This window comes from Cupriavidus sp. USMAA2-4 (assembly GCF_001854305.1).
Classification (GTDB): Bacteria; Pseudomonadota; Gammaproteobacteria; order Burkholderiales; family Burkholderiaceae; genus Cupriavidus; species Cupriavidus malaysiensis.
Genome location: NZ_CP017748.1, coordinates 600,020 through 620,683 on the forward strand (window position 1 = coordinate 600,020; position 20,664 = coordinate 620,683).

17 protein-coding genes are annotated in these 20,664 nt (G+C 69.9%); 7 read left to right on the forward strand and 10 right to left on the reverse strand.

Going from position 1 to position 20,664, the window contains the following annotated elements; translation table 11 throughout:
• Window positions 1-134: 134 nt before the first annotated feature.
• The 3 genes from BKK79_RS02635 to BKK79_RS02645 form a co-directional block, all read right to left on the reverse strand.
• Entirely contained in the window at window positions 135-641 is a 507-nt protein-coding gene (locus BKK79_RS02635; protein WP_071012535.1) for a DUF1993 domain-containing protein, read from the reverse strand.
• A 131-nt stretch (window positions 642-772) separates the two neighbouring features.
• Entirely contained in the window at window positions 773-1,621 is an 849-nt protein-coding gene (locus BKK79_RS02640) for a D-amino acid aminotransferase (RefSeq protein WP_071012534.1), read from the reverse strand.
• A 190-nt stretch (window positions 1,622-1,811) separates the two neighbouring features.
• Window positions 1,812-3,203 (reverse strand): MFS transporter, encoded by a 1,392-nt coding sequence (locus BKK79_RS02645; RefSeq protein WP_071037030.1) that lies wholly within the window; start codon window positions 3,201-3,203, stop codon window positions 1,812-1,814.
• A gap of 237 nt (window positions 3,204-3,440) precedes the next feature.
• On the opposite strand from BKK79_RS02645, the gene BKK79_RS02650 reads away from it, so the two are divergent.
• Window positions 3,441-3,845, forward strand: coding sequence for a hypothetical protein (locus tag BKK79_RS02650; RefSeq protein WP_071012530.1), 405 nt, complete (start codon window positions 3,441-3,443; stop codon window positions 3,843-3,845).
• A 63-nt stretch (window positions 3,846-3,908) separates the two neighbouring features.
• Here BKK79_RS02650 and BKK79_RS02655 read toward each other — a convergent pair whose 3' ends face one another.
• Together BKK79_RS02655 and BKK79_RS38770 are read right to left on the reverse strand one after the other, a co-directional pair.
• On the reverse strand, window positions 3,909-4,874 hold the full coding sequence (locus BKK79_RS02655) for an SOS response-associated peptidase family protein (RefSeq protein WP_071037031.1): 966 nt from the start codon (window positions 4,872-4,874) through the stop codon (window positions 3,909-3,911).
• Window positions 4,875-5,193: 319 nt separating this feature from the next.
• Complete coding sequence (locus BKK79_RS38770; RefSeq protein ID WP_156811195.1) at window positions 5,194-6,252, reverse strand: EAL domain-containing protein; 1,059 nt, start codon at window positions 6,250-6,252, stop codon at window positions 5,194-5,196.
• Between the two features lie 298 nt (window positions 6,253-6,550).
• Here BKK79_RS38770 and BKK79_RS02665 point away from each other — a divergent pair, with 298 nt between their 5' ends.
• The gene (locus BKK79_RS02665) at window positions 6,551-8,593 is read left to right on the forward strand and encodes a sensor histidine kinase (protein ID WP_232346262.1); all 2,043 of its coding nucleotides are present in this window, start codon (window positions 6,551-6,553) and stop codon (window positions 8,591-8,593) included.
• On the opposite strand, the gene BKK79_RS02670 is transcribed toward BKK79_RS02665, so the two are convergent.
• The 4 genes from BKK79_RS02670 to BKK79_RS02685 form a co-directional block, all read right to left on the reverse strand.
• Complete coding sequence (locus BKK79_RS02670) at window positions 8,560-9,219, reverse strand: response regulator transcription factor (RefSeq protein WP_071012527.1); 660 nt, start codon at window positions 9,217-9,219, stop codon at window positions 8,560-8,562. The genes BKK79_RS02665 and BKK79_RS02670 overlap by 34 nt on opposite strands.
• Window positions 9,220-9,400: 181 nt before the next feature.
• The gene (locus tag BKK79_RS02675) at window positions 9,401-10,945 is read right to left on the reverse strand and encodes a methyl-accepting chemotaxis protein (RefSeq protein WP_071012525.1); all 1,545 of its coding nucleotides are present in this window, start codon (window positions 10,943-10,945) and stop codon (window positions 9,401-9,403) included.
• A 538-nt stretch (window positions 10,946-11,483) separates the two neighbouring features.
• Entirely contained in the window at window positions 11,484-13,211 is a 1,728-nt protein-coding gene (locus BKK79_RS02680; protein WP_071037032.1) for a diguanylate cyclase domain-containing protein, read from the reverse strand.
• A gap of 220 nt (window positions 13,212-13,431) precedes the next feature.
• A complete protein-coding gene (locus tag BKK79_RS02685; RefSeq protein WP_071016296.1) occupies window positions 13,432-14,394 on the reverse strand; it encodes a GlxA family transcriptional regulator in 963 nt (320 codons plus the stop codon).
• A gap of 123 nt (window positions 14,395-14,517) precedes the next feature.
• Between BKK79_RS02685 and BKK79_RS02690 the strand changes: the two genes are divergently transcribed.
• Window positions 14,518-15,318 (forward strand): SDR family NAD(P)-dependent oxidoreductase, encoded by an 801-nt coding sequence (locus tag BKK79_RS02690; protein WP_071037033.1) that lies wholly within the window; start codon window positions 14,518-14,520, stop codon window positions 15,316-15,318.
• A gap of 122 nt (window positions 15,319-15,440) precedes the next feature.
• On the opposite strand, the gene BKK79_RS02695 is transcribed toward BKK79_RS02690, so the two are convergent.
• Window positions 15,441-16,901 (reverse strand): efflux transporter outer membrane subunit, encoded by a 1,461-nt coding sequence (locus BKK79_RS02695; protein WP_071012520.1) that lies wholly within the window; start codon window positions 16,899-16,901, stop codon window positions 15,441-15,443.
• Between the two features lie 129 nt (window positions 16,902-17,030).
• Between BKK79_RS02695 and BKK79_RS02700 the strand changes: the two genes are divergently transcribed.
• The 4 genes from BKK79_RS02700 (at window position 17,031) to BKK79_RS02715 (ending at window position 20,662) form a co-directional block, all read left to right on the forward strand.
• Window positions 17,031-17,600 (forward strand): winged helix-turn-helix transcriptional regulator, encoded by a 570-nt coding sequence (locus BKK79_RS02700; RefSeq protein WP_071012518.1) that lies wholly within the window; start codon window positions 17,031-17,033, stop codon window positions 17,598-17,600.
• A gap of 15 nt (window positions 17,601-17,615) precedes the next feature.
• Window positions 17,616-18,737: an HlyD family secretion protein gene (locus BKK79_RS02705; RefSeq protein ID WP_071037034.1), complete on the forward strand. Its 1,122-nt coding sequence runs from the start codon at window positions 17,616-17,618 to the stop codon at window positions 18,735-18,737.
• Window positions 18,734-20,389, forward strand: a complete 1,656-nt coding sequence (locus tag BKK79_RS02710) for a DHA2 family efflux MFS transporter permease subunit (protein ID WP_083384035.1) — start codon at window positions 18,734-18,736, stop codon at window positions 20,387-20,389. The genes BKK79_RS02705 and BKK79_RS02710 overlap by 4 nt, the downstream gene beginning before the upstream one ends.
• Window positions 20,390-20,473: 84 nt before the next feature.
• Entirely contained in the window at window positions 20,474-20,662 is a 189-nt protein-coding gene (locus BKK79_RS02715; RefSeq protein WP_071037035.1) for a hypothetical protein, read from the forward strand.
• Window positions 20,663-20,664 lie beyond the last annotated feature (2 nt).

Genomic DNA, 20,664 nt, shown 5'->3' on the forward strand with positions numbered 1-20,664 from the left:
CTCGGCATGCGCCGGTCGCCTCCGATCGCTGCGAAGGCAGAGAGTATACCAGAGGGGCCGGTAAGGCGCCTGTGCCGGCGGGGCTTCGCCGGCACAGGCGCCGCGTACGCCACGCGCGGTTGACGCCGCCCAGACTACTGCAGCCCGAGATAATCGCGCTTGCCGAGCGGCACGCCCCGGTGGCGCAGGATGTCGTAGGCCGTGGTCAGGTGGAAATAGAAGTTCGGCAGCGCGAACTCCAGCAGATAGGCCTTGCCGCTGAAACGCACCGGCTCGGGGCGCAGCTTCAGTTCGATGATGCGCTCCTCGCTGCCCTCCAGCTGCATCGGCGTCACGCTTTCGAGGAAGGCGACCGTCTTGTCGATGCGCGCGTGCAGATCGTGCAGGCTCGCTTCGTTGTCGGCAAAGGCCGGCGCCTCGATGCCCGCCAGCCGCGCGGCGCATCCCTTGGCGGTATCGCTGGCACGCTGCACCTGCCCGACCAGCGGATACATATCGACGTAGAGCCGGGCCTGCAGCAGTTCCGCGGGATTGAATCCGGTCGATTCCGCATGCGCCACGCCCTTGTCGAGCACGGCGCGCAGGTTGCGGAAGCCGCGCAGGAAGGCCGGGATGGAAACGTCGTACATCGGCAGAGACATGGCTGATCCTCCTCTTGCCTGTCGTGGCCGGCGCCTCCCTGCCGGGAAGGATGCCGGGACGGCCAGCGGCCGCTCCCGAAGCATAGACCCTGGCGCGCCGGTGCGTCAGGCCGTGCGGGCGGGAGCGCGGCTCAGGCCGCCTTGGCTGCCTGGTAGCCAGCGTAAAGGCGGGCGAATACCGGGCCGGGCACGCCCGCCCCGACCGTCTTGCCATCGATGGAGACCACCGGCAGGATCTCCTTGCTCGCCGATGACAGCAGCACCTCGTCCGCAGCAAAGACTTCCTCGCGCGCGATGCGCCGGGACACCAGGGGAATGTCCGCCGCCGCGCACAGCTCCTCGATCAGGCCATAGCGGATGCCCTCCAGGATCAGCGCATCCTTGGGCGGCGCGCTGACCGTGCCATCCTTGACGATCCAGACGTTGGACGAGGAAGCCTCGGTCAGCCAGCCGTCGCGGAACTGGATCGCCTCGGTGACTTCCTGCTCGGCGGCATACTGCGCCGCCAGCACATTGCCCAGCAGCGAGGTCGACTTGATGTGGCAGTGCAGCCAGCGCCGGTCTTCCATCGTCACGCAGGCCACGCCGCGTTCACGCGCCTGGGCCGGCGGCAGCGCCATCGGACTGCTCATGATGAACACGGTGGGCTCGGCCTCGCGCGGAAAGGCATGGGTGCGCTTGGCCACGCCGCGCGTCACCTGCAGGTAGATCATCTGGTCGGCGCGCGCGCCGTTGGCCTCGGCCACCCGTCCGATCAGCGCCATCCAGCCGGCCTCGTCATGCGGATTGCGCATGCCGATCGCCTCCAGGCTGCGCGCCAGCCGCGCCAGGTGCTGCGCGGCACGGAACGGCTTGCCGCCGTAAAGGGGAATGACTTCGTAGATGCCATCGCCGAAGATGAAGCCGCGGTCGAGGACGGAGATACGGGCTTCGGACAACGGCGTGAATTCGCCGTTCAGGTAAACGGTAGCGTCTTGCATGGTGGCTGGGGCTGCGCTCGGGAGCGGAAACGTGGGGTGGCGGTGCCGCCCCAAAAAAAAGAGGATGGCGCCGCGGCCTCAGCCGCTTGTGCCATCCTCGTCATTCTTTCACAGCCTGGCGCGCGGCCTCATGCAAATTCGGCATGAAGCCGCTTGCCCGGCGGCCCTCGCCGCCGCCCGGGATCGGCGATCAGTGCCCGGAAACCATGCCCGCCCCCGCCGGTGCATCGCCGTCCTCGTCCGCCCGCGGCCGGCCGGCCTCGCCCAGGTGCTTGACGACCAGCGCCACCGCGGCCACCAGCGCGGGCACCGCCAGCAAGGTGAAGATGGCGTCGAAGCTCAGGTGGCGGCGCATCAGCTCGGCGCCCAGCAACGCGCCGGCGATGCCGCCGAAGCGGCCGATGCCCAGCATCCAGGCCACCCCGGTGGCGCGCCCCCGGGTCGGGTAGAAGCCCGCGGCCAGCGAGGGCATCGACGACTGCGCACCGTTCATCGCCGTGCCGGCGAGGAAGATCAGCACGCCCAGCAGCAGCAGCGGGCCGCCGCTGCCCCGCCCCACGGCATAGACCAGCACGCCGGTCAGCGCATAGGTGAAGGCGATCACCTTGTTGGGATTCATGCGGTCCATCAGCCAGCCGGCCAGGATGGTGCCGACGCCGCCGCCGAGCGGGAACAGTGCGGTCAGGAAGGCGGCGCGCTCGATGCTGAAGCCGGCGTCCTTCATCAGCGTGGGCATCCAGCTGGTCAGCAGGTAGAAGATCACCAGGCCCATGAAGTAGGTCAGCCACAGCATGGCCGAGCCCAGGCGGTAGCGTCGCGACAGCACCGTGCCGACGGCCGAGCCCGCGCGCGGCGCCGCCTCGTCCAGCGTGAAGCGCAGCGCCGGGTCGATGACCGAGCCGGTCAGGCGGGCCAGCACCCGGCGGATCCGCCCGGCCGGCTGGCCGCGCATCACCATATAGCGCACCGACTCCGGCAGCAGCAGCACCAGCAGCACCGCCAGCACCAGCGGCACCACGCCGCCGAGCACGAGCACGCTGTGCCAGCCGTAGTGCGGGATCATCCAGCCGGCCACGAAGCCACCGGCGGCGGAGCCCAGCGGGAACCCGCAGAACATGGTGTTGACCAGCACCGCGCGGCGCCGCGCCGGGGCGAACTCGGACATCAGCGTGACCGCGTTGGGCATGGCCGCGCCCAGGCCCAGGCCGGTCAGGAAACGCATCACCGTCAGCGATTCGAGCGAGCCGGCGAAGGCGGTGGCCAGGCTCCAGGCGCCGAAGAAGAACACCGACAGCACCAGCACCGCCTTGCGGCCGACCCGGTCGGCCAGCGGCCCGGCAAAGATAGCGCCGCCAGCGAGGCCGAACAGCGCCGCGCTCATGACCGGGCCGAGCGTGGCCTTGTCGATGCCCCAGTCCTGCACCAGCGCGGGAGCGATATAGCCGATCGCCGCGGTATCGAAGCCGTCGATCGCCACGATCAGGAAGCACAGCAGCAGGATCAGCCACTGGTAAGCGGAAAAACGCTGGCCGTCGATAAAGGCCTGGACGTCGACGACGCGGGTTGCTGCGGGATCTTGCATGCTGTCTCCTGCCGGTTTGCGCCGAGGCCGGATCATCCTGCTACCGGCCCGATTGTTCGCTATAAGAACGTACGTTCTCCTAAGGAACAGATAATAAGGAGGTGACAAGGTGCTCGACATCGGCGTAAACCCGGCCGGCCTCCGGCCGCGCCGGCCGGGCGAAGGCGGCGCCGCCTGGTTTATGATTGCCGGCAGCGCCACGCATCCCGCGCCGGACGCGCCCGCCCCCTCCACGACATGAACGCCCCACCGTTCCCGATCCGCACCGGCTGCCCGCCCGGCGCCTGCATCTGCGGCCGCGATGCGCTGCTGGAGGATCCGCGGGCCGACCTGCGCATCCTGCGGCTGACACGGGAAGAGGAAAAGCGGCTGATCGCCCGCCTCGAAAGCCTGGCCAGCCTGGAAGACCTGCGGCGCATGGAACAGCGCATGTTCGAGCAACTGGGCATCGTGCTGACCGTCACGCCCAGTGCCAACGAGGTGCGCACCACGCGCGGCATCGCCATCCAGGTGGCGGAGCAGCCGGGCCTGTGCCGCAAGACACGGCAGGCCATCCCGGCCGCGATCCGGCGCAGCATGGAAGCCCGGCCCGAGATCGCCTATGCGCTGCTGAACGCGCGCGACCTGCTGTCCGGCACCTGACGACCGCTTTCGGCGGTTCCAGGATTCAGCGCTTCAGGGCCAGCGCTTCGGGCCGCCAGGCCGCTAGGCCGCGAGCCGACGGGCGAAATGCAGCGGCGCGCGGTCGTCGAGGATGGCCTGCTGCGCGGCCAGGTCGTGGGGATCCGGCTGGAGCCAGGCGTCGAGATGCCCGGGACGCAGGGGAATGATGCAACGGTCGTGGCCGGCGGCCGCGACCTCGGGCGGCGGCTCGTCGGTGATGGCCGCGAACGAGTAGAGCCCGGGCCCGCCGCCCTCGCCCGGGCTGTATGACCACAGGCAGGCCAGCAGCATGTCGGCCGGCGGCTGCGGGCTGAACTCCAGCACCACATTCTCCTCGGCCTCCCCCGCAGGCAGCGGCCGGTGCTCCAGCTTGTGGCGCGCCACGTTCTCGAAGAAGGCCGTCACCACCAGCACGCCGTGCTGGTGGCCGAACAGCTTGCGCCAGGCATGCCCCAGGTTGTCGCGCCGGGCATTGTAGGTACCGGGCCGCCTGCGCTCGTCCGCTTCGCTCCAGCCCGGCAGCCGGCACTGGTAGCGCATCGGCACCAGTACGCGGCCCCCGTCCTGCCAGATGATCAGCGGCGCATAGTGGCCGGGAAAGATGCGGGCGTCGCGCTGCATCAGGTGGCTGCGCTGCAGGTCCGCCAGGTTGCGCTGGGCGCGTGCGATCTTGTCGGTGGCGATGCGCTGCTCATCCTCCGCCTTGCGGCTGGCGCGCACAGCCAGCGCGCGCTCGGCCTCCGCCAGCCGCGCCTTCTGACGGAACAGCTCGGCCTCGAGGACACGGGCCTGCTCCCCGTCGGCGGCGGCGGCGAGTTCTGCCAGCTCCCGTTCAGCCGGCGTGCGTGCCTCGGCGAAATCGGCGCGCATCGCCTTAGGGATGCGCAGCCAGCCGCCATCGCGGCGCTTTTCCCAGAACAGTTCGACATAGCGCCGCAGGCTCACCTGCACGCCGTACTCCCTCTCGTAGCGGCGGTGTTCGGATCGGATCATGGCGGAATAGCACATCGCGGCCCCTCGGCGTGGCTGGCTCGGCTGCCCGGTGGCGCCAGCTCCAGCAGGCAGGCGCCCGGCCCTGCTTCCACCATAGGCGCTGGCACGCCACCCTGCCGCGGCCTCGCGCTGCCGGGTGCGGCCGGGTGCGGCCGGCATCAGCCATCGGGATGTCAGCCGTCGGGAGGATGGTGGCCCGCCGGCACCCGCCGTAGCATGGGTACCGGGGCTCTCACCTTGCCCCACATTCCCAAATCAACCGCCCCAGTCCACCACCGGGGCGTCTTTTTTTGCCCCCCCGCTCCGGCGGTTCTGCCGGCCCGGCCGCCCGCGCTCAGGGCAGCCGTGCCGGCGGCGCCGCCTCGAACGCCGGCGCGGCGAACAGATTGCCCTGGAACAGGTGCACGCCGGCGTTGCGCAGCCAGCGGTATTGCTCCAGGGTCTCGACGCACTCCGCGATGACGGCGATGCCAAGATTGCGGCAGAGCTGGACCGCCTGCGGCACGAAGCGCTGCTGGCGCCCGTCCTTGCCCACGCCGTGCACGGTCTTGCGGCTCAGCTTGACGATATCGGGCCGGATGGCCGCCACCAGGTTCAGGCCGGCCGAACTGGCGCCGATCTCGCTGAGCGCCAGCTTGAGCCCCTGGTCGCGCAGCGGCTGCATGCGCGCGGCGTAGGCCTCGGGGCGGTCGATGATCTCGTCGGCCTTGTTTTCCAGGACCAGGCGGCCGCGCTGGTAGCCGAGCCGGAGAGCCGCCGCCGCCGTCTGTTCGAGCGAGAGCTGGGTTTCCGCCTGTTCCGGCAGGAAGCAGTTGACGTGCAGGCGATGGCGGATGCCGAGCCGCTCTGCCACGGTCATTGCCGCAACGCGGCATTCATCGTCGAAGCGATGGATGGCATCGGTCGGCAAGGCACGCATCAGGTGGGCGGACGAACGGTCGCCACGCCGGCGCGCGAACGCCTCGTAGGCCACCACCGCGCCGCGCTCGACGTCGACGATAGGCTGGAAGGCAAAGGAATAATCCGGAATCCCGGCCTCCGGCTGCCGCGGCGCGGGGACAGCGGCGGCGGCAGGCGCTGCCGGGGCGGCGGCGCCGGTGGTACCGTTCGCCGCCAACGGCAGCCCGGCCGCGACCGCGCGCCGGCCATAGACGGCCGCCAGCCCGATGCGGGTCAGGATCAGGTCGATATTGCCATGCTCGTCCACCGGACCATGGCGCAGCAGCCGCATCTCCAGCAGGCGCTCGACCTTGCTGCCGGGAATCAGCTGGTGGCCGTCGGGAGCCGTCTCGTCGCGCAGCAGCGCGCCCTGGACACGTGAACCCCAGGGCGTGGAAGTCAGGTAGAGACGCGCGCCCTGCGCCAGGCGCTTGAGTAGTTCGTCGCGTTGCATGGGTTCGGGCTGCGGGTGGTCGGCCAAGTCCAAGTATTGCTTCGGCGATGCTACAGCACATCGCGCGCGTAAAGCTGACAAATCCTGACATCCCCTCGCCGTAGCGGGAAAACGGGCCGCGCTGGGCTATAGTCTTGCCCTCTGCTGCCCCCGATTGGCTCCTATCGCCCCCTATGCCGACGGCCGCCTCCGATGCGGCACGTGCCGGCCTGGCTCTTTTCTCCCGTTTACGGTGATGTCGCGGATCCTGTGCATTGTCTTGTTTTGCCTCTGCCAATGGCCCGCGGCGTGGGCCGAGGTGCGCCTGCCGGCGTCGGGCGAGGTGGCCTTGGGCCACGACTGGGCGCTGTTGCGCGACCCGGGCGATACCCTGACGATCGAGCAGGTCGCGCGGCCCGACATGGCCGCTGCCTTCCATCAGCAGCACACCCCGCCCGCGCTGGGCTACGTCGACGGCACGGCCTGGCTGCGGCTCACCCTGAGGCGCCCGGCGGCGGCCGAGCCGATCTGGCTGCTGGACCTGCGCTCGGCGCTGCTCGATGACGTCACGCTGTACCTGCCGCGCGCCGGGGGCGGCTTCGAGCGGCGCGTGGCAGGCGACCGCCAGCCGGTGGCGGGGCGCGACATCGCCTACCGCAGCCCGGTGTTCCGGCTCTCCCTGCCGCCGGACCAGCCGGTCACGGTCTACGTGCGGGTGCGCAGCACCAGCACCATGACCTTCCCGCTGCTGCTGTGGTCGCCGGATGCCTTTATTTCCTTCATGGGCACCGAACTGTTCCTGTTCGGCCTGTTCTATGCGGCGCACATCGTGCTGCTGCTGACCAGCGGCTGGTTCTACTGGGTCACGCGCAACCGCTCCTTCCTGCTGTTCAGCCTGACGGTGCTGGCCAACCTGTTCACCTCGCTGTCCGCCGAAGGCTTCACCTACCAGTACCTGCTGCCCCAGCATCCGCTTGCCAGCGATGCCGTCTACATGGTCAGCTGGCTGTGCGCGATCCCGCTCGGCGTGCTGTTCATGGCGAACTACCTCGACCTGTTCGACTCGCCATGGCGCCGCTGGGCCATCCGTTTCTCGGCGCTGAACTGGGCCGTCTCGCTGCTGTGCGCGCCCTGGCTGCTGCTGTCGGTCGCACGCTGGCTGCGGCCGTTCTACCTGCTGTGGAGCGTGCTGACCCTCGCCATCCTGATGGGCGTGGCTGCGGTGATGAGCTGGCGGGGACAGAAGGCCGCGCGCGTGCTCTTCCTCGTGCTGCTGCTCCTGCTCGGCGGAACGGCGGCGCGCCTGGCACGCAACGTGGGATGGATCGACCCCGGCCCCATCGTCGACAACGGCAACTATCTCGGCATGGTCGCCTTCCTGCTGATCATGAACTCGGCGATCAGCTGGCGCTATACGGATATGCGGGCGGAAAAGGAAGCCGCGCAGGCCGAAGCCCTGCGCGTGGCGCGCCAGGCCGAGCGCGACCTGGAAGCCAAGGTGGCGCGCCGCACCCGGGCGCTGCGCGAGGCCATGGCCCAGGTGGAGGCCTCGCTCTCGCTGGAACGGCGGGCCCAGGAGGAACAGCGCCAGTTCCTGGCCACGGTCTCGCACGAGCTGCGCACACCGCTGGCGGTCATCGACGCGACCGCCCAGAACCTGGAACTGGACGATGAACAGGACGATCCCCGCACCTCGGCACGCTACCGCAAGATCCTGCGCGCCACCCAGCGCCTGACCATGCTGATCAACGAGTCGCTGCACGAAGACGGCTTCGAGCTGCTGCGCCACGGCTCGCGCCCCGGCCCGGTCGACCTGGCGGCCCTGCTGCACGACGCCGCCGCCGCCGCCCGCCTGTTATCGGAGGCACATCGTCTCGACGTCGACGGCAGCCGCCTGCCGCCCGCCTTCGATTGCGACGGCAGCCTGCTGCGCCTGGCCCTGCGTACGCTGGCCGATAACGCGGTGAAGTACACGCCCGCCGGCACCCGCGTGCTGCTGCGCGGCCGCCTGGTGCAGCACGGCGTCGTACTGGAGGTGGAGGACAACGGGCCGGGTATCGCGCCGGCCGACCTGCCGCGCGTCTTCGAGCGCTACTACCGCGGACAGGGCGTCGGGCGCGTGCCCGGCACCGGGCTCGGGCTGTCGCTCGCGCTGCGCATGGTCGAGATGCAAGGCGGCACGCTGACGCTGGACAGCCAGCCCGGCCAGGGCTGCCGGGCCGTCATCTTCCTGCCGGCGCAGCCGCCGGGCGCCCTGCCCGGGGCTCAAGCCGGTGTTCCAGCCGGCGTTCCAGCCAACCACCAGGAGGCCGGCAACCCGGCCGGAACTCAAGCCAAAGACAGCGACGCCGCGAACACGTAGCCGACGCCGTGGGCGGCACGCAGCGGCAGTTCGCTGGCGGTCTCGCCGCGCCAGCGCTGGCGCAGCCGGCTGACCAGGGTTTCGAGGCGGCGCTCGTCGTAGTGCCGCCAGTCCTCGCCGAAGCTCTCGACGATCTCGCGGCGGCTCGCCGGCTGGCCGGGATGGCGCGCCAGCAGCTCGAGCAGGCTGCCTTCGTTGACGGACACGGCGATGGCGGCGCCGTCCGGCGAGCTGAGCCGGCCGGCCTGCCGGTCCAGCCGCCAGCTGGTGGCGACGCGCCGGCTCAAGGCACGCAGCACCGCATCGAACTCCAGCAGCTTGACCGGCTTGACCAGGTAATGGTCGGCGCCGCCGTCGAAGCCCTGCAGCTTGTCGTGGGTCTCGCCGCGCGCCGTCAGCATGACGATGCCGCAACCGGGCCGCTGGCGGCGCAAGGCCCGCACCGCGTCGAAGCCGGAGCCATCGGGCAGCATGGCATCGATCACCGCGATGTCGGCCTGTTCGCACAAGGGCGCGAATTCGGCCAGGCTGCCCGCCTGCAGCACCGCCCACTGCCGTTTCTGCAGGAAGGCGGCGATTTCGTCGCGCAATTCGCTCTCATCCTCGAGCAAGAGGATTGTCCGCATACCTGGATCCTGGAAGGACAAAGACCGGCCCGTCCCGGACCCGTGGGCATCAGGGCGGCGCGGCCGTACGCACCCGGGCCGGCCGGGCGGCGTACCGCGCGCGGCGGCTCCGGCGCCACTGCCGCCCGTTCCGTCAGGGCGGCATTGTAATCCCGGGCCGGCACCGCCGCGCGCGCCACGCTCAGCAGAACACCCCGACCGCCTCCGCCAGCCGGTTCGCCTGCTGCCGCAGCGCCTGCGCGGCCTGCGCGCCCTGCCCGACCAGTTCGGCATTCTGCTGGGTGACCTGGTCGATCTCGCCGATCGCCTGGCCAACCCGGCCTACCCCGCTCGACTGTTCGGCCGTGGAGGCGCTGATCTCCGCGATCAGGTCGGAGACGCGCTGCACCTGCCTGACCAGATCGTCCATGGTCGCGCCGGCATCGTGCACGATGCGGGTGCCTTGCTCGACCTTGCCGGCGCTGGCATCGATCAGGGCCTTGATTTCCTTGGCCGCCCCGGCGCTGCGCTGCGCCAGCCGGCGCACCTCGTCCGCCACCACCGCGAAGCCGCGCCCCTGCTCGCCGGCGCGCGCGGCCTCCACCGCGGCATTCAAGGCCAGGATATTGGTCTGGAAGGCAATGCCGTCGATCACGCCGATGATGTCCGCGATACGGTGCGAGCTGCCCGAGATCTCGTCCATCGTCGCCACCACCTCGGACATGGCCTGCCCGCCCTTGGCCGCCGCCTGGCTGACGTCGCCCGAGATGGCATTGGCCTGGGCCGCCGTCTCGGCATTGTTGCGGACCGCCTCGGTCACCTGCGTCATCGACGACACCGTGTCCTGCACGCTCGCCGCGGCGCGCCCGGTGCGCGCGCTCATGTCGCTGTTGCGCTGGGCGATCTCCCCGCTCGCGCTCTGCACGCTCAGCACCTGCTCGCTGACGTCGTCGATCAGCCAGCGGAACATCAGGCCGAGCTGGCTGATGGTGCGAAGCGCCATGCCGATCTCGTCGACACGGTCCATGTGCTCGACCTTCTGGCTCTCGCCCGAGGCCACGCGCAGCGCCTGCGTCAGCATGCGCTCGAGCGGCCGCGAGACCTGCGCCTCCAGCCACAGCGAAGCCAGCCCCAGCGCGCCGGCGAGCACCGCGCCGCCGCCCCAGAGCGTTGTGCCGCCGGCGCCCAGCGCCAGCGCGCCGGCCAGCGACACGGGCAGCACGCCGGCCAGGCCGAGCCGGATGCGCCAGCGCACCGGCAGGGTGCGCGGCAGCGACAGGCAGCCCAGCCAGCCCGCGCGCAGCACCAGTCCCTTGTGGAAGCGCCAGCCCTTGGCACGGCCTTCGCGGAAATCGCGGTAGCAGGCCTCGGCGGCACCGATCTCCTCGCGCGAGGCCTTGGTGCGCACCGACAGGTAGCCCACCGGCCGGCCATCGCGCACCACCGGCATCGCATTGGCGCGCACCCAGTAGTAGTCGCCGTCCTTGCGCCGGTTCTTGACCAGCGCGGTCCACGGCTCGCCGCGCTTGAGCGTGGCCCACATGTCGGCGAAGGCCTCCGTGGGCATGTCGGGATGGCGCACGATATTGTGCGGCTGGCCCTGCAGCTCTTCGCGGGTAAAACCGCTCACCTCGACGAACGCGGCATTGGCGTAGGCAATGTGGCTGTGGGCGTCCGTGGTCGACATCAGGGTCGCGTTGTCCGGCAACTCGTACTCGTGCTGCGTCACTGGCTGGTTATTGCGCATGCGCTTCTCCCTTCCCTGGATGAATGGTCGCTACGAGGTAGCTTGGGGCGCGCTAACGGCAGGCCTGCCCCAGCCCTCACCCCACCAATGAGGGGGACGCGGAAAAAAGACGATGATGTGTAAAGAACGACGCACATTCAGCGCATTTTGCGAGCAGTTTCACACTCCCATTGTCTCTCGATGAATACATTGAGTTATCACAGTATGTGCATGCGATGCCATGCTGATGATCACTCGATTTGACAAGCGCATGCGCACTGAACTTGCAATGAACTCGCAATGAACGCAGCCGGTGCGCGGCGCCGGCACGACCCGGCCCAGGGAACGAAGAGAATGCAAGAGTCGAAATAGTGGGAAACATCACATCTGTTTCGCGCAACTATTCCCCTCGCGAGATGATGAAATACCGGTGCAGTAACCGCTGCCATTCCCAAGCGCATTTGCGCGGGGCCGACCGGCGTCACCCGGTCGGCTCTTTTCTTTCGGGACAGGGCTGGCGCCCCGTCGGCGGCGCGTGGCCGTCCGCGCTCTCGCGCCCTCAGCGGGCCGGCAGGCCACCCTGCGCCGCCGCCGGCACCGGGTCCGCCATCACCACGCCGCCCCCGCCGTTGCGCTTGGCCCGGTAGCAGGCGGCATCCGCGTCGCGCAACACCTGCTTGACATCGCTGCCGGGCCTGAACAGTGCCATGCCGGCGCTCGCCTTGACCGAGAAGACCCGGCCGTCGCGGCCGATGCGGACCGCGTCAATGCCGGCCAGGATCCGCTCGATGATGGCGCGCGCCTCAGCCACCGCCTCGGCACCCAGCAGCAAGCCGAACTCGTCGCCGCCCAGCCGGGCCGGCAGCACATGCCGCCCTTCCGCTGCCAGCAGGACCCTGCCGACCTCCGCCAGCAGCGCATCGCCGGCGCCATGCCCGCCGACGTCGTTGACCTGCTTGAAACCGTCGAGGTCGATCAGGCAGATCGCATGCGCCCTGGCATCGCCGCCGGCGGGCGCATCGAGGGCATCGAGGTCTTCGAGCGCCTCGTCGAAGCGGGCGCGGTTGGCCAGCCCGGTCAGCGCGTCATGGAAAGCCATGTACTCCAGGCGCGCCAGCAGTTGGTCGCGTTCGGCTTCTGCGCGCTTGCGGGCGCGGATGTCCTGCACCTGGACAATGGCGGCGATGCCTTCGATCGAAGGGGTTTGCAGCGGCGCCATCGAGCTCAAGGCCCAGATAAACGTGCCGTCCACGGCACGGAAACGGCCTTCGTGCTCGAAGGTCGCCTGCTCGCCCGCCGCGATCGCCTCCAGGGCCCGCCGCGCCGGCTGCAGGTCATCTTCGTGCAGGTAGCGGAACAAGGTATCGCCGCCCAGGATCGCCGCGCTGGTGCCCAGCATCGACGCCAGCAGCCGGTTGGCCTCGAGGATGCGGCCGTAGCGGTCGACGATCATGACGCCGGACGGCGACTGCTCGATGACGGCGTGCAGGCGCGCTTCGCGATCGCGCGCGGTGCGCTCGGAGGCGATCAGGCTGGCCTGCTGCTGCTTGAACACCGTGATGTCGAAATGGGCCGACTTGATCCATCCATTGCCGGCCCGTTCGTCGATCACGCGCACCCAGCGCCCGTGCGGCAAGGCAATCTCATAGGGCGCGCCCGCGAAGCGTTTCCACTCCCGGATCAGTTCGGCCTCCTCGCCCGGCCCGTGGCGCCGGGAAGCCTGCGCCCGCCACGCCGCGGTGACGATCTCCTCTAGCGTGCGGCCCTCCACCTCCGCCCCCGCGGGCAGCCCGTAGATACCGCGGAACCGGCTGTTTGCCTGCAGCAGCCGGCCCGCCGCGTCCTCGATCGAGAAACCGTCGGGCAGTTCTTCGATCCAGCCGCCGTGGTCACCCTGGGGAGGGTCGGTGCGGTAGCACGTGCCGGAGTCCACTTCCCGCCAGAGGCGTGCCCGGCCGACATCCGGAATCGACTGGGCCACCACCTTGAGCACGCGCCCGCGGTGCTCGAACTGGAATGGGCGCGTCTGCGACTGGTGGCGCAGGATGCCGCGTTCCACGTAGAGGTCGACCTTGTCGAGTTCGCTTGCGTCGAGACGGGCCGAGTAGAAGCGGCGCAGATTCTGCCGGTAATGCTCGCCGGCGAAGATCTTGCCGTCGTGTTCGGGAAAGAAGCGCAGGAAGGTCCGGTTCCAGCCCCGCGTCACGTCCTGGGAGTCGAACAGGCAGAAGGCGATGTCCAACTCGTCGAGCAGGTCGGCGAACGATTGCAGGCTGTGCAGGGGCATGGCGCGCTCGAGTCGAGTTGAGGCCGGTCGGATCGGAACATGTCACCAGGAGGAGACATTATTGACCAAGCCAGCGGATTCTTCCACGAATCCGTGCCCCACCCCGGGGAGCCTGCCCCCTCTCCTGCGGCGCCGCTTCGGCTCCATCGCCCAGGGGCGGCCGCTCCGGCCGGGCCACGGACGGGGCGCCGGCGGCAAGCCCGCCAGGCGCCAGGACGGTTCAGCGGGTATCGATCCGGGAGTCGATGCGGGCGTCGCGCCGGATCGCCTGCGGCGGCATGCCGAATCCCCGCATGAAGGCCTCGCGCAGATGGCGGCGATCGCGGAATCCGGTCTCCCGCGCGACCACCTCGAGAGCATGGCGGCTCTGTTCGATCATCAGCCGGGCTGCCTCCAGGCGCAGCCGCTCCACGGCCTTGGCCGGCGACTGGCCGGTCTCCAGCGTGAAGACACGGCTGAACTGGCGCGGACTCAGGTGAACGCTGGAGGCCAGCGCCTCCACCGTGAGCGGACGGTGCAGGTTGCGGCGCGCATAGTCCAGCGCGCTCTGGATGCGGTCTGACTTGGGCGCCAGCTCGAGCATCTCGGAATGCTGCGACTGCCCGCCCGCGCGGCGTTGCGGCATCACGAGCTTGTGTGCGACGGAGCGGGCCACGTCCGCACCCAGGTCCTTTTCCACCATTGCCAGCGCCAGGTCGAGCCCCGCCGTCATGCCGGCCGAGGTCCAGATCGGACCGTCGACGATATAGATCCGGTCCGGCTCCACATGGATGTCCGGAAAGCGCTGCTGCAATGCCCGCCCGAACGCCCAATGCGTGGTGGCGCGGCGCTGCGCCAGCAAACCCGCCTCGGCCAGCACGAAGCCGCCGGTACAGATCCCCGCGACACGCCTGGCCCGATGAACCGCCTTGCGCAGGAAATCGAGGATCTTCTGCGGCGCCGGGGATTGGAGCGGGTCGTTCACCCCCGCCACCATCCATGTATCGACTTCCACGCGCCCACGCAGCGAGCGGGTCCCCACCGCTACGCCGAGCGACGACGGCACCGCGCCGCCGGCAACCGAGAAATTCTCCAGCGCATAGAACGGCTCGCCCGCGACGATGTTCGCGTACTCGAACACCGACTGCGGGGCCAGCGCCATGATCTGGAAGCCCTCGCTGACCAGGAATCCGATCCGATGCATGCCCACCTCCGCCAAGCCATGGCCTGAATCCTACCTATATACGTCATTTCGGTCTCTCCTGCCGGCGTCCACAATGCCCTCACACCGTCTTCACCTTCATCCACCACACCACGGAGTGACGTCATGACCCAAGCACATCCCGGCACCGCCCTCATCACCGGCGCCTCGTCCGGCATCGGCGCCGTCTATGCGGACCGGCTGGCCCGTCGCGGCTACGACCTGATCCTGGTTGCGCGCAAGCGCGACCGCCTGCTGGCTCTCGCCGACCGCATCACTGACCAGACGCGCCGCAGCGTCGAAATCCTCGACGCCGACCTCAACGACCGCGCCGCGCTGGCCCGCATCGAGGCCAAGCTCAGGCAGGACGCCAGCCTGACCCTGCTGGTCAACAATGCCGGCGTCGGCACGCATACGCCGCTGCTCGACAGCGATGCCGATGCCATGAGCCGCATGATCGACCTGAACGTCACCGCCCTCACACGCCTCACCTACGCCGCCGTACCGGCCTTCGTCGCGCGCGGCAGGGGCGCCGTCATCAATATCGCCTCCATCGTCGCGATCGCGCCGGAGACGCTCAATGGTGTCTACGGCGGCACCAAGGCCTTTGTCCTCGCATTCAGCCAGTCGCTGCACCACGAACTCGCCGACAAGGGCGTGCGGGTCCAGGCCGTGCTCCCCGGCGCCACGGCCACCGACTTCTGGGAGACCGGGGGCCTGCCGCTGGCGCACCTGCCCAAGGAGATCGTCATGTCGGCCTCTGACCTGGTCGACGCGGCCTTGACGGGATTCGACCGCGGCGAGCTGGTCACGATCCCGTCGCTGCATGCGGTCGAAGAGTGGGAGGCCTATGAAGCCGCGCGCCGCTCGATGTCGACGCACCTGTCCAGCGACGTCCCGGCGGACAGGTATCGCGAAACGCGTTGAGCCGGGCACTGCCGCGCCACGCCCGGGCCGGGCCGCATCTCCGGCCCGCAAGCGGCATCCCTGCACATGGCCGGGTGCCCCGCGGCAGAGTGATCGATTCCCGGGAGCGCCCCGGGATCACATCAGGACCATCCGCCCCCCAGCGCCCGGAATGCCGCGACCGCCGCGCGCGCGTTGTCCGCCTTCACCTTGGCCAGCTGGTCGCGCGAGGCGAGCAGCTGGCGGTCCTCGTCGAGCACCTCGTAGAGGCTGACCGCTCCCCCCTTGTAGGCTTCCTCCGACGCGTCACGCGCGCGCTGGTGCGCGCCGACCTCCCGGTCCAGTTCCCGGCTCTGCGCCTCGAGCTGGGTCAGCGCGATCAGGGCGTCCTCGACATCCGACGTCGCCTGCAGCATCGACTTCCGATAGTTGGCCAGGGCTTCGGCATAAGCGCCCTTGGCGCTCGCCACCTCGGCGTCGACACGGCCGAAGTCGAACAGGCGCCAGCGCAGCCCGGCCGTGGCCGCCGGCTGGAACGCCTGCGCCGTCAGCAGCTTGCCGGCCGACAGGCTCTCGAAGCCCAGCAGGGCCGACAGGGAGACCTTGGGGTAGTACTCGGCGACCGCTGCGCCGATGCGCGCGCTCGAGGCGGCCAGGCGGCGCTCCGCGGCGATCACGTCGGGACGGCGCTGCAGCAGGTTGGCCGGCCCCTGGGCCAGGGCCAGCTGCGGCACCACCGGGTCGCCCGGCGACGCCTGCAGTTCCGCCGCGTAGGTTCCCGGCTGCGCGGCCATCAGGACGTCGAGGCGGTTGAGCTGCGTCTCCAGCTCCCTTTGCAGGGGCGGGATGGTCACGCGGGTCTGTGCCAGCCGGGCCTCGGCCTGCGCCTGCTCGCGCTCGGCACCGATGCCATCGGCCAGGCGCAGCCGCACCAGCTCCAGCAGCCGCTCGTCGGTCTTGACCTGCGCCTGGGCGATGGCGATACGGTTCTGCGCGCCGCGCACGCGGAAGTAGGCATCCGCCGCTTCGGCGGCGACCAGGATACGCACGCCGAGGTGGTTCGCCTCGGCGGCCTCGCGCTCCGCATCCGCGGCCTCGGCGCCGCGCCGCAGCCCGCCGGCGATATCGATCTCCCACGTCGCGGCGGCACCCAGCGAATAAAGCGACTGGCCGCGCTGGTAGCCCGGCAGCGCGCTGCCGATCTTGCCCAGCGGGCTTTCCAGCGACTGTCGCTGCTTGCTGGCATCGCCGTACGCACTCCCCTGCGGCAGCAGCGCCGCCCCCGCGAACCGGGCGGCCGCGCGTGCCTGCTCGACCCGGGCCACCGAGGCGGCCAGGTCGAGGTTCTGCGCCAGGGCGCGCTGCACGATGGCCGACAGCGCGCGGTCGTTGAAGCCGTCCCACCAGGTATCGAGCGCAACCGGCGCGCGCGCGGCATTGATCGGCGCCAGCGCGGCCGCGTGCGCATAGGCCGCCGGCATGGCGGCCTGGGGCGCATGGTAGTCCGGGCCCACGGCGCACGCCGCCAGGCCAAGCGCCGCCAGCATCGCCGCGGCGACCGTCACGGCACGGCGGACCGGTACAGGAAAAGCAGGGTTCGACATCTCGGTTCCTTTCGTGATGGCTCATGCAAGGCGCTGGCAGGTCTTGCCCAACATTTACTTGCACGATGATAGTTACTAGCCTAGACTAACTTTCATGTTGATAGCAACCTCTTTTTAACGAGGAGCAACATGCAAAGAAAGTCACACCGGAATGCCGTGTGTCCCGTGGCGCGCAGCATGGAGCGCGTCGGCGACGCATGGAGCGTGCTGATCCTGCGCGAGGCCTTCTATGGCGCCACCCGCTTCGATGCCTTCCAGAAGGCGCTGGGCATCGCGCCCAATATGCTGACGCGCCGGCTGAACGCCCTGGTCGACGACGGGCTGATGGTCCGGCGCCCCTACAGCACCCATCCGCCACGCGACGACTATGTGCTCACCGAGCTCGGGCGCGATTTCCGCCCGGTCCTGCTGACACTGCTGGCCTGGGGAAACCGGCACTTTCCCGGCGCCGGGGAAACCATGCGGCTGGTCGAGCTCAGCAGCGGGCGGCCCGTGCGCGTCGCGCTGATCGATGCCGACACCGGCGAACGGATCACGGAAGCCAGGCACCGCATCGCGCCCGGTCCGGCGGCCAGCGAGGCACCGCCCGCGCGTCTCGCCGCGCCGGCCACGGCGCCGCTGCCGGCATCCGGCCGCGCGGCGGCGCACGCACAAGCCCATGAAGTCAACCCTGCGGCGTCCGCGACGGACGCCCTCTAATCTCGGAGCAATGCCATGAGCAACACCACCAGCGTCGCCGACACAGCCAGCCGCGCCCCCTCGGAGGGCACCGTGTCCAGGCCCCGGATCGGCCGCAAGGCTGCGGCGGTCCGTGCCGGCGGCGCGCTGATCGCCTTGGCCGCGGCGGCATACGGCTACCACTGGTGGACGCATGCGCGCTTCGTCGAAGACACCGACGACGCCTATGTGGGCGGCGACGTCACCCTGCTCGCCGCCAAGGTGCCCGGCTACCTGGCGGCGGTACTGGTGACCGACAACCAGCAGGTCCATGCCGGCGACCTGCTGGCCCGTATCGACGATCGCGACTACCGCGCCGCGCTGGCCAAGGCCGAAGGTGCCGTGGCCTCCGAGCAGGCGCTGCTCGCCAACCTGGATGCGCGCGCCAGGCTGCAGGAGGCCGTGATCGCCGAAGCCAGGGCCGGCGTGGCCGCCGCCGACGCCGAGACGGCCCGCTCGCGCGACGACCAGGCGCGCTATGCCAGCCTGGTGGCGAAATCGGCGGTGTCGGTGCAGAGCTCGCAGAAGGCCGACGCCGACTACAAGCAGTCGCTGGCCAACAGCCAGAAGGCCAAGGCCAGCGTCGAAGCCGCGCAGCGGCAGCTGGAGGTGATCGCCACGCAGAAGCAGCAGGCGCAAGCCGCGCTGGCACAGGCCGCAGCCGAACGCGACCTGGCGCGCCTCAACCTCCAGTACACGGAACTGCGCGCCCCCATCGACGGCACCATCGGCAACCGCCGCGCGCGCGTCGGCGCCTATGCCGCCAGCGGCAGCCAGCTGTTGTCGATCGTCCCGGCCAGGGGCCTGTGGATCGACGCCAACTTCAAGGAAGGACAACTCGCCCGCATGCGCCCCGGCATGCGCGCCACCATCGTCGCCGACGTGATGCCCGGCAAGGTCTTCCACGGCCGCGTCGAGAGCCTGGCGCCGGCCACCGGCGCCCAGTTCAGCGTGCTTCCGCCCGAGAACGCCACCGGCAACTTCACCAAGATCGTGCAGCGCGTTCCGGTGCGCATCGTGCTCGACGATGCGGATGCCAGGCTCGGCCTGCTGCGCCCCGGCCTGTCGGTCGTGGCGGAAATCGACACCCAGGCCGCCAAGGAGGCGGACCAATCATGAGCGCCGCCGTCACCGCCGGGCCGGCCGACCCCAGCGCGGCGGCCTCCGTGCCGCCCACCGCGCCGACCCGCCCGCCGGCCCCCTTGCCCGCCCATTCGCCTGCGCAGATGCCGCTGAGCGCCAGGGTGCTGGCCTTCGCCACCATGTGCGTCGGCATGTTCATCGCCCTGCTCGACATCCAGATCGTGTCCGCGTCGCTGCGCGACATCGGCGGCGGCCTGTCGGCGGGCACCGACGAAACCGTGTGGGTGCAGACCGCCTACCTGATCGCCGAGATCATCGTCATCCCGCTGTCCGGCTGGCTGGCCCGGGTCATGTCCACGCGCTGGCTGTTCGCCGCGTCCGCGGCGGGCTTCACGCTGACCAGCCTGCTGTGCGGCATCGCCTGGAACATCCAGAGCATGATCGCCTTCCGCGCCGCCCAGGGCTTCCTTGGCGGCTCGATGATCCCGATGGTCTTCACCACCGCCTTTGCCTTCTTCGAAGGGCGCCAGCGCGTCGCCGCGGCCGCCATCATCGGCGGGCTGGCCTCGCTCGCGCCGACGCTCGGGCCCACCGTCGGCGGCTGGATCACCGACCACTACTCCTGGCACTGGCTGTTCTTCATCAACCTGGTGCCCGGCGTCTTCGTCACCATCGTGGTACCGCTGCTGGTCAAGATCGACCAGCCCGACTGGTCCCTGCTCAAGGGTGCCGACTACCTCGGCATCGTGCTGATGGCGCTCTTCCTCGGCTGCCTCGAATACACTCTGGAGGAAGGCCCGCGCTGGGACTGGTTCGGCGACCGCGCCATCCTGGCCACGGCGTGGATCTCGGGGCTGGCCGGCATCGGCTTCCTGTGGCGCTCGCTGACCTACGCGAATCCGGTGGTCGACCTGCGCGCGCTGAAGGAGCGCAATTTCGCCCTGGGCTGCTTCTTCTCCTTCGTCACCGGCATCGGCATCTTCGCCACCATCTACCTGACGCCGCTCTTCCTCGGACAGGTGCGCGGCTTCAGCGCCCTGCAGACCGGGCTCGCCATCTTCTCCACCGGCCTGTTCCAGGTGATGTCGATCCCCTTCTACGCCTTTCTCGCCAACCGCGTCGACCTGCGCTGGCTGCTGATGGGCGGCCTCGCGCTGTTTGCCCTGTCGATGTGGAACTTCGCGCCCATCACCCACGACTGGGGCGGCGCGCAACTGCTGCTGCCGCAGGCCCTGCGCGGCATGGCCCAGCAGTTCGCGGTGGCGCCGACGGTCACTCTCACGCTGGGCGCGCTGCCGCCTTCGCGCCTCAAGCAGGCCTCCGGCCTGTTCAACCTGATGCGCAACCTCGGCGGCGCGATCGGCATCGCGGCCTGCGCCACCATCCTCAACGACCGCACCAACCTGCATTTCCTGCGCCTGGCCGAACACCTGAACCTCGGCAACGAGGCCATGGCCCGGTTCCTGCACGAATCGGCGGCCCGCCTGGCCACGCTGGGCGACCAGGTGCTCGACGACAACGCTGCCGCCGCCAGGCAGCTGTGGGCCCTGACCATGCGCGAGGCGCGCACCTTGACCTTCTCCGATGCCTTTCTCGCCATCTGCCTGTGCTTCGTCATCGCGACCCTGCTGGTCCCGCTGATGCACAAGGTCGCGCCGCCGAAGGCACCGTCGGCGGATGCCCATTGACCGTGCATGGAGGCCATCATGCCTGCAACCCATCGCCCTCATCGTTCCCGTCGCTCTCATCGTTCTCTTTTCCTGGCCTTCGCCATGGCGCTCGCGTCGGCCGGCGCACCGCCGCCGGCCCGCGCAGCCACCCAGCCGCCGCGCGACGGCGCCACCGCCTGCGCGCGCACCGGCAACGGCTACTGCCATCTTCCCGCGCCGGCCCAGGGCCTCCGCCTGGACAGCGAACTCGCCCTGACCACGGCTTCCCGCTCCGCACCTCTACTACCGTGAGG

Bases quoted from the DNA above. Each gene is read 5' to 3' on its own strand.
- BKK79_RS02635 (WP_071012535.1), bottom strand. From the start codon at position 641: ATGTCTCTGCCGATGTACGACGTTTCCATCCCGGCCTTCCTGCGCGGC.
- BKK79_RS02640 (WP_071012534.1), bottom strand. From the start codon at position 1,621: ATGCAAGACGCTACCGTTTACCTGAACGGCGAATTCACGCCGTTGTCC.
- BKK79_RS02645 (WP_071037030.1), bottom strand. From the start codon at position 3,203: ATGCAAGATCCCGCAGCAACCCGCGTCGTCGACGTCCAGGCCTTTATC.
- BKK79_RS02650 (WP_071012530.1), top strand. From the start codon at position 3,441: ATGAACGCCCCACCGTTCCCGATCCGCACCGGCTGCCCGCCCGGCGCC.
- BKK79_RS02655 (WP_071037031.1), bottom strand. From the start codon at position 4,874: ATGTGCTATTCCGCCATGATCCGATCCGAACACCGCCGCTACGAGAGG.
- BKK79_RS38770 (WP_156811195.1), bottom strand. From the start codon at position 6,252: ATGCAACGCGACGAACTACTCAAGCGCCTGGCGCAGGGCGCGCGTCTC.
- BKK79_RS02670 (WP_071012527.1), bottom strand. From the start codon at position 9,219: ATGCGGACAATCCTCTTGCTCGAGGATGAGAGCGAATTGCGCGACGAA.
- BKK79_RS02675 (WP_071012525.1), bottom strand. From the start codon at position 10,945: ATGCGCAATAACCAGCCAGTGACGCAGCACGAGTACGAGTTGCCGGAC.
- BKK79_RS02680 (WP_071037032.1), bottom strand. From the start codon at position 13,211: ATGCCCCTGCACAGCCTGCAATCGTTCGCCGACCTGCTCGACGAGTTG.
- BKK79_RS02685 (WP_071016296.1), bottom strand. From the start codon at position 14,394: ATGCATCGGATCGGATTCCTGGTCAGCGAGGGCTTCCAGATCATGGCG.
- BKK79_RS02690 (WP_071037033.1), top strand. From the start codon at position 14,518: ATGACCCAAGCACATCCCGGCACCGCCCTCATCACCGGCGCCTCGTCC.
- BKK79_RS02695 (WP_071012520.1), bottom strand. From the start codon at position 16,901: ATGTCGAACCCTGCTTTTCCTGTACCGGTCCGCCGTGCCGTGACGGTC.
- BKK79_RS02700 (WP_071012518.1), top strand. From the start codon at position 17,031: ATGCAAAGAAAGTCACACCGGAATGCCGTGTGTCCCGTGGCGCGCAGC.
- BKK79_RS02705 (WP_071037034.1), top strand. From the start codon at position 17,616: ATGAGCAACACCACCAGCGTCGCCGACACAGCCAGCCGCGCCCCCTCG.
- BKK79_RS02710 (WP_083384035.1), top strand. From the start codon at position 18,734: ATGAGCGCCGCCGTCACCGCCGGGCCGGCCGACCCCAGCGCGGCGGCC.
- BKK79_RS02715 (WP_071037035.1), top strand. From the start codon at position 20,474: ATGGCGCTCGCGTCGGCCGGCGCACCGCCGCCGGCCCGCGCAGCCACC.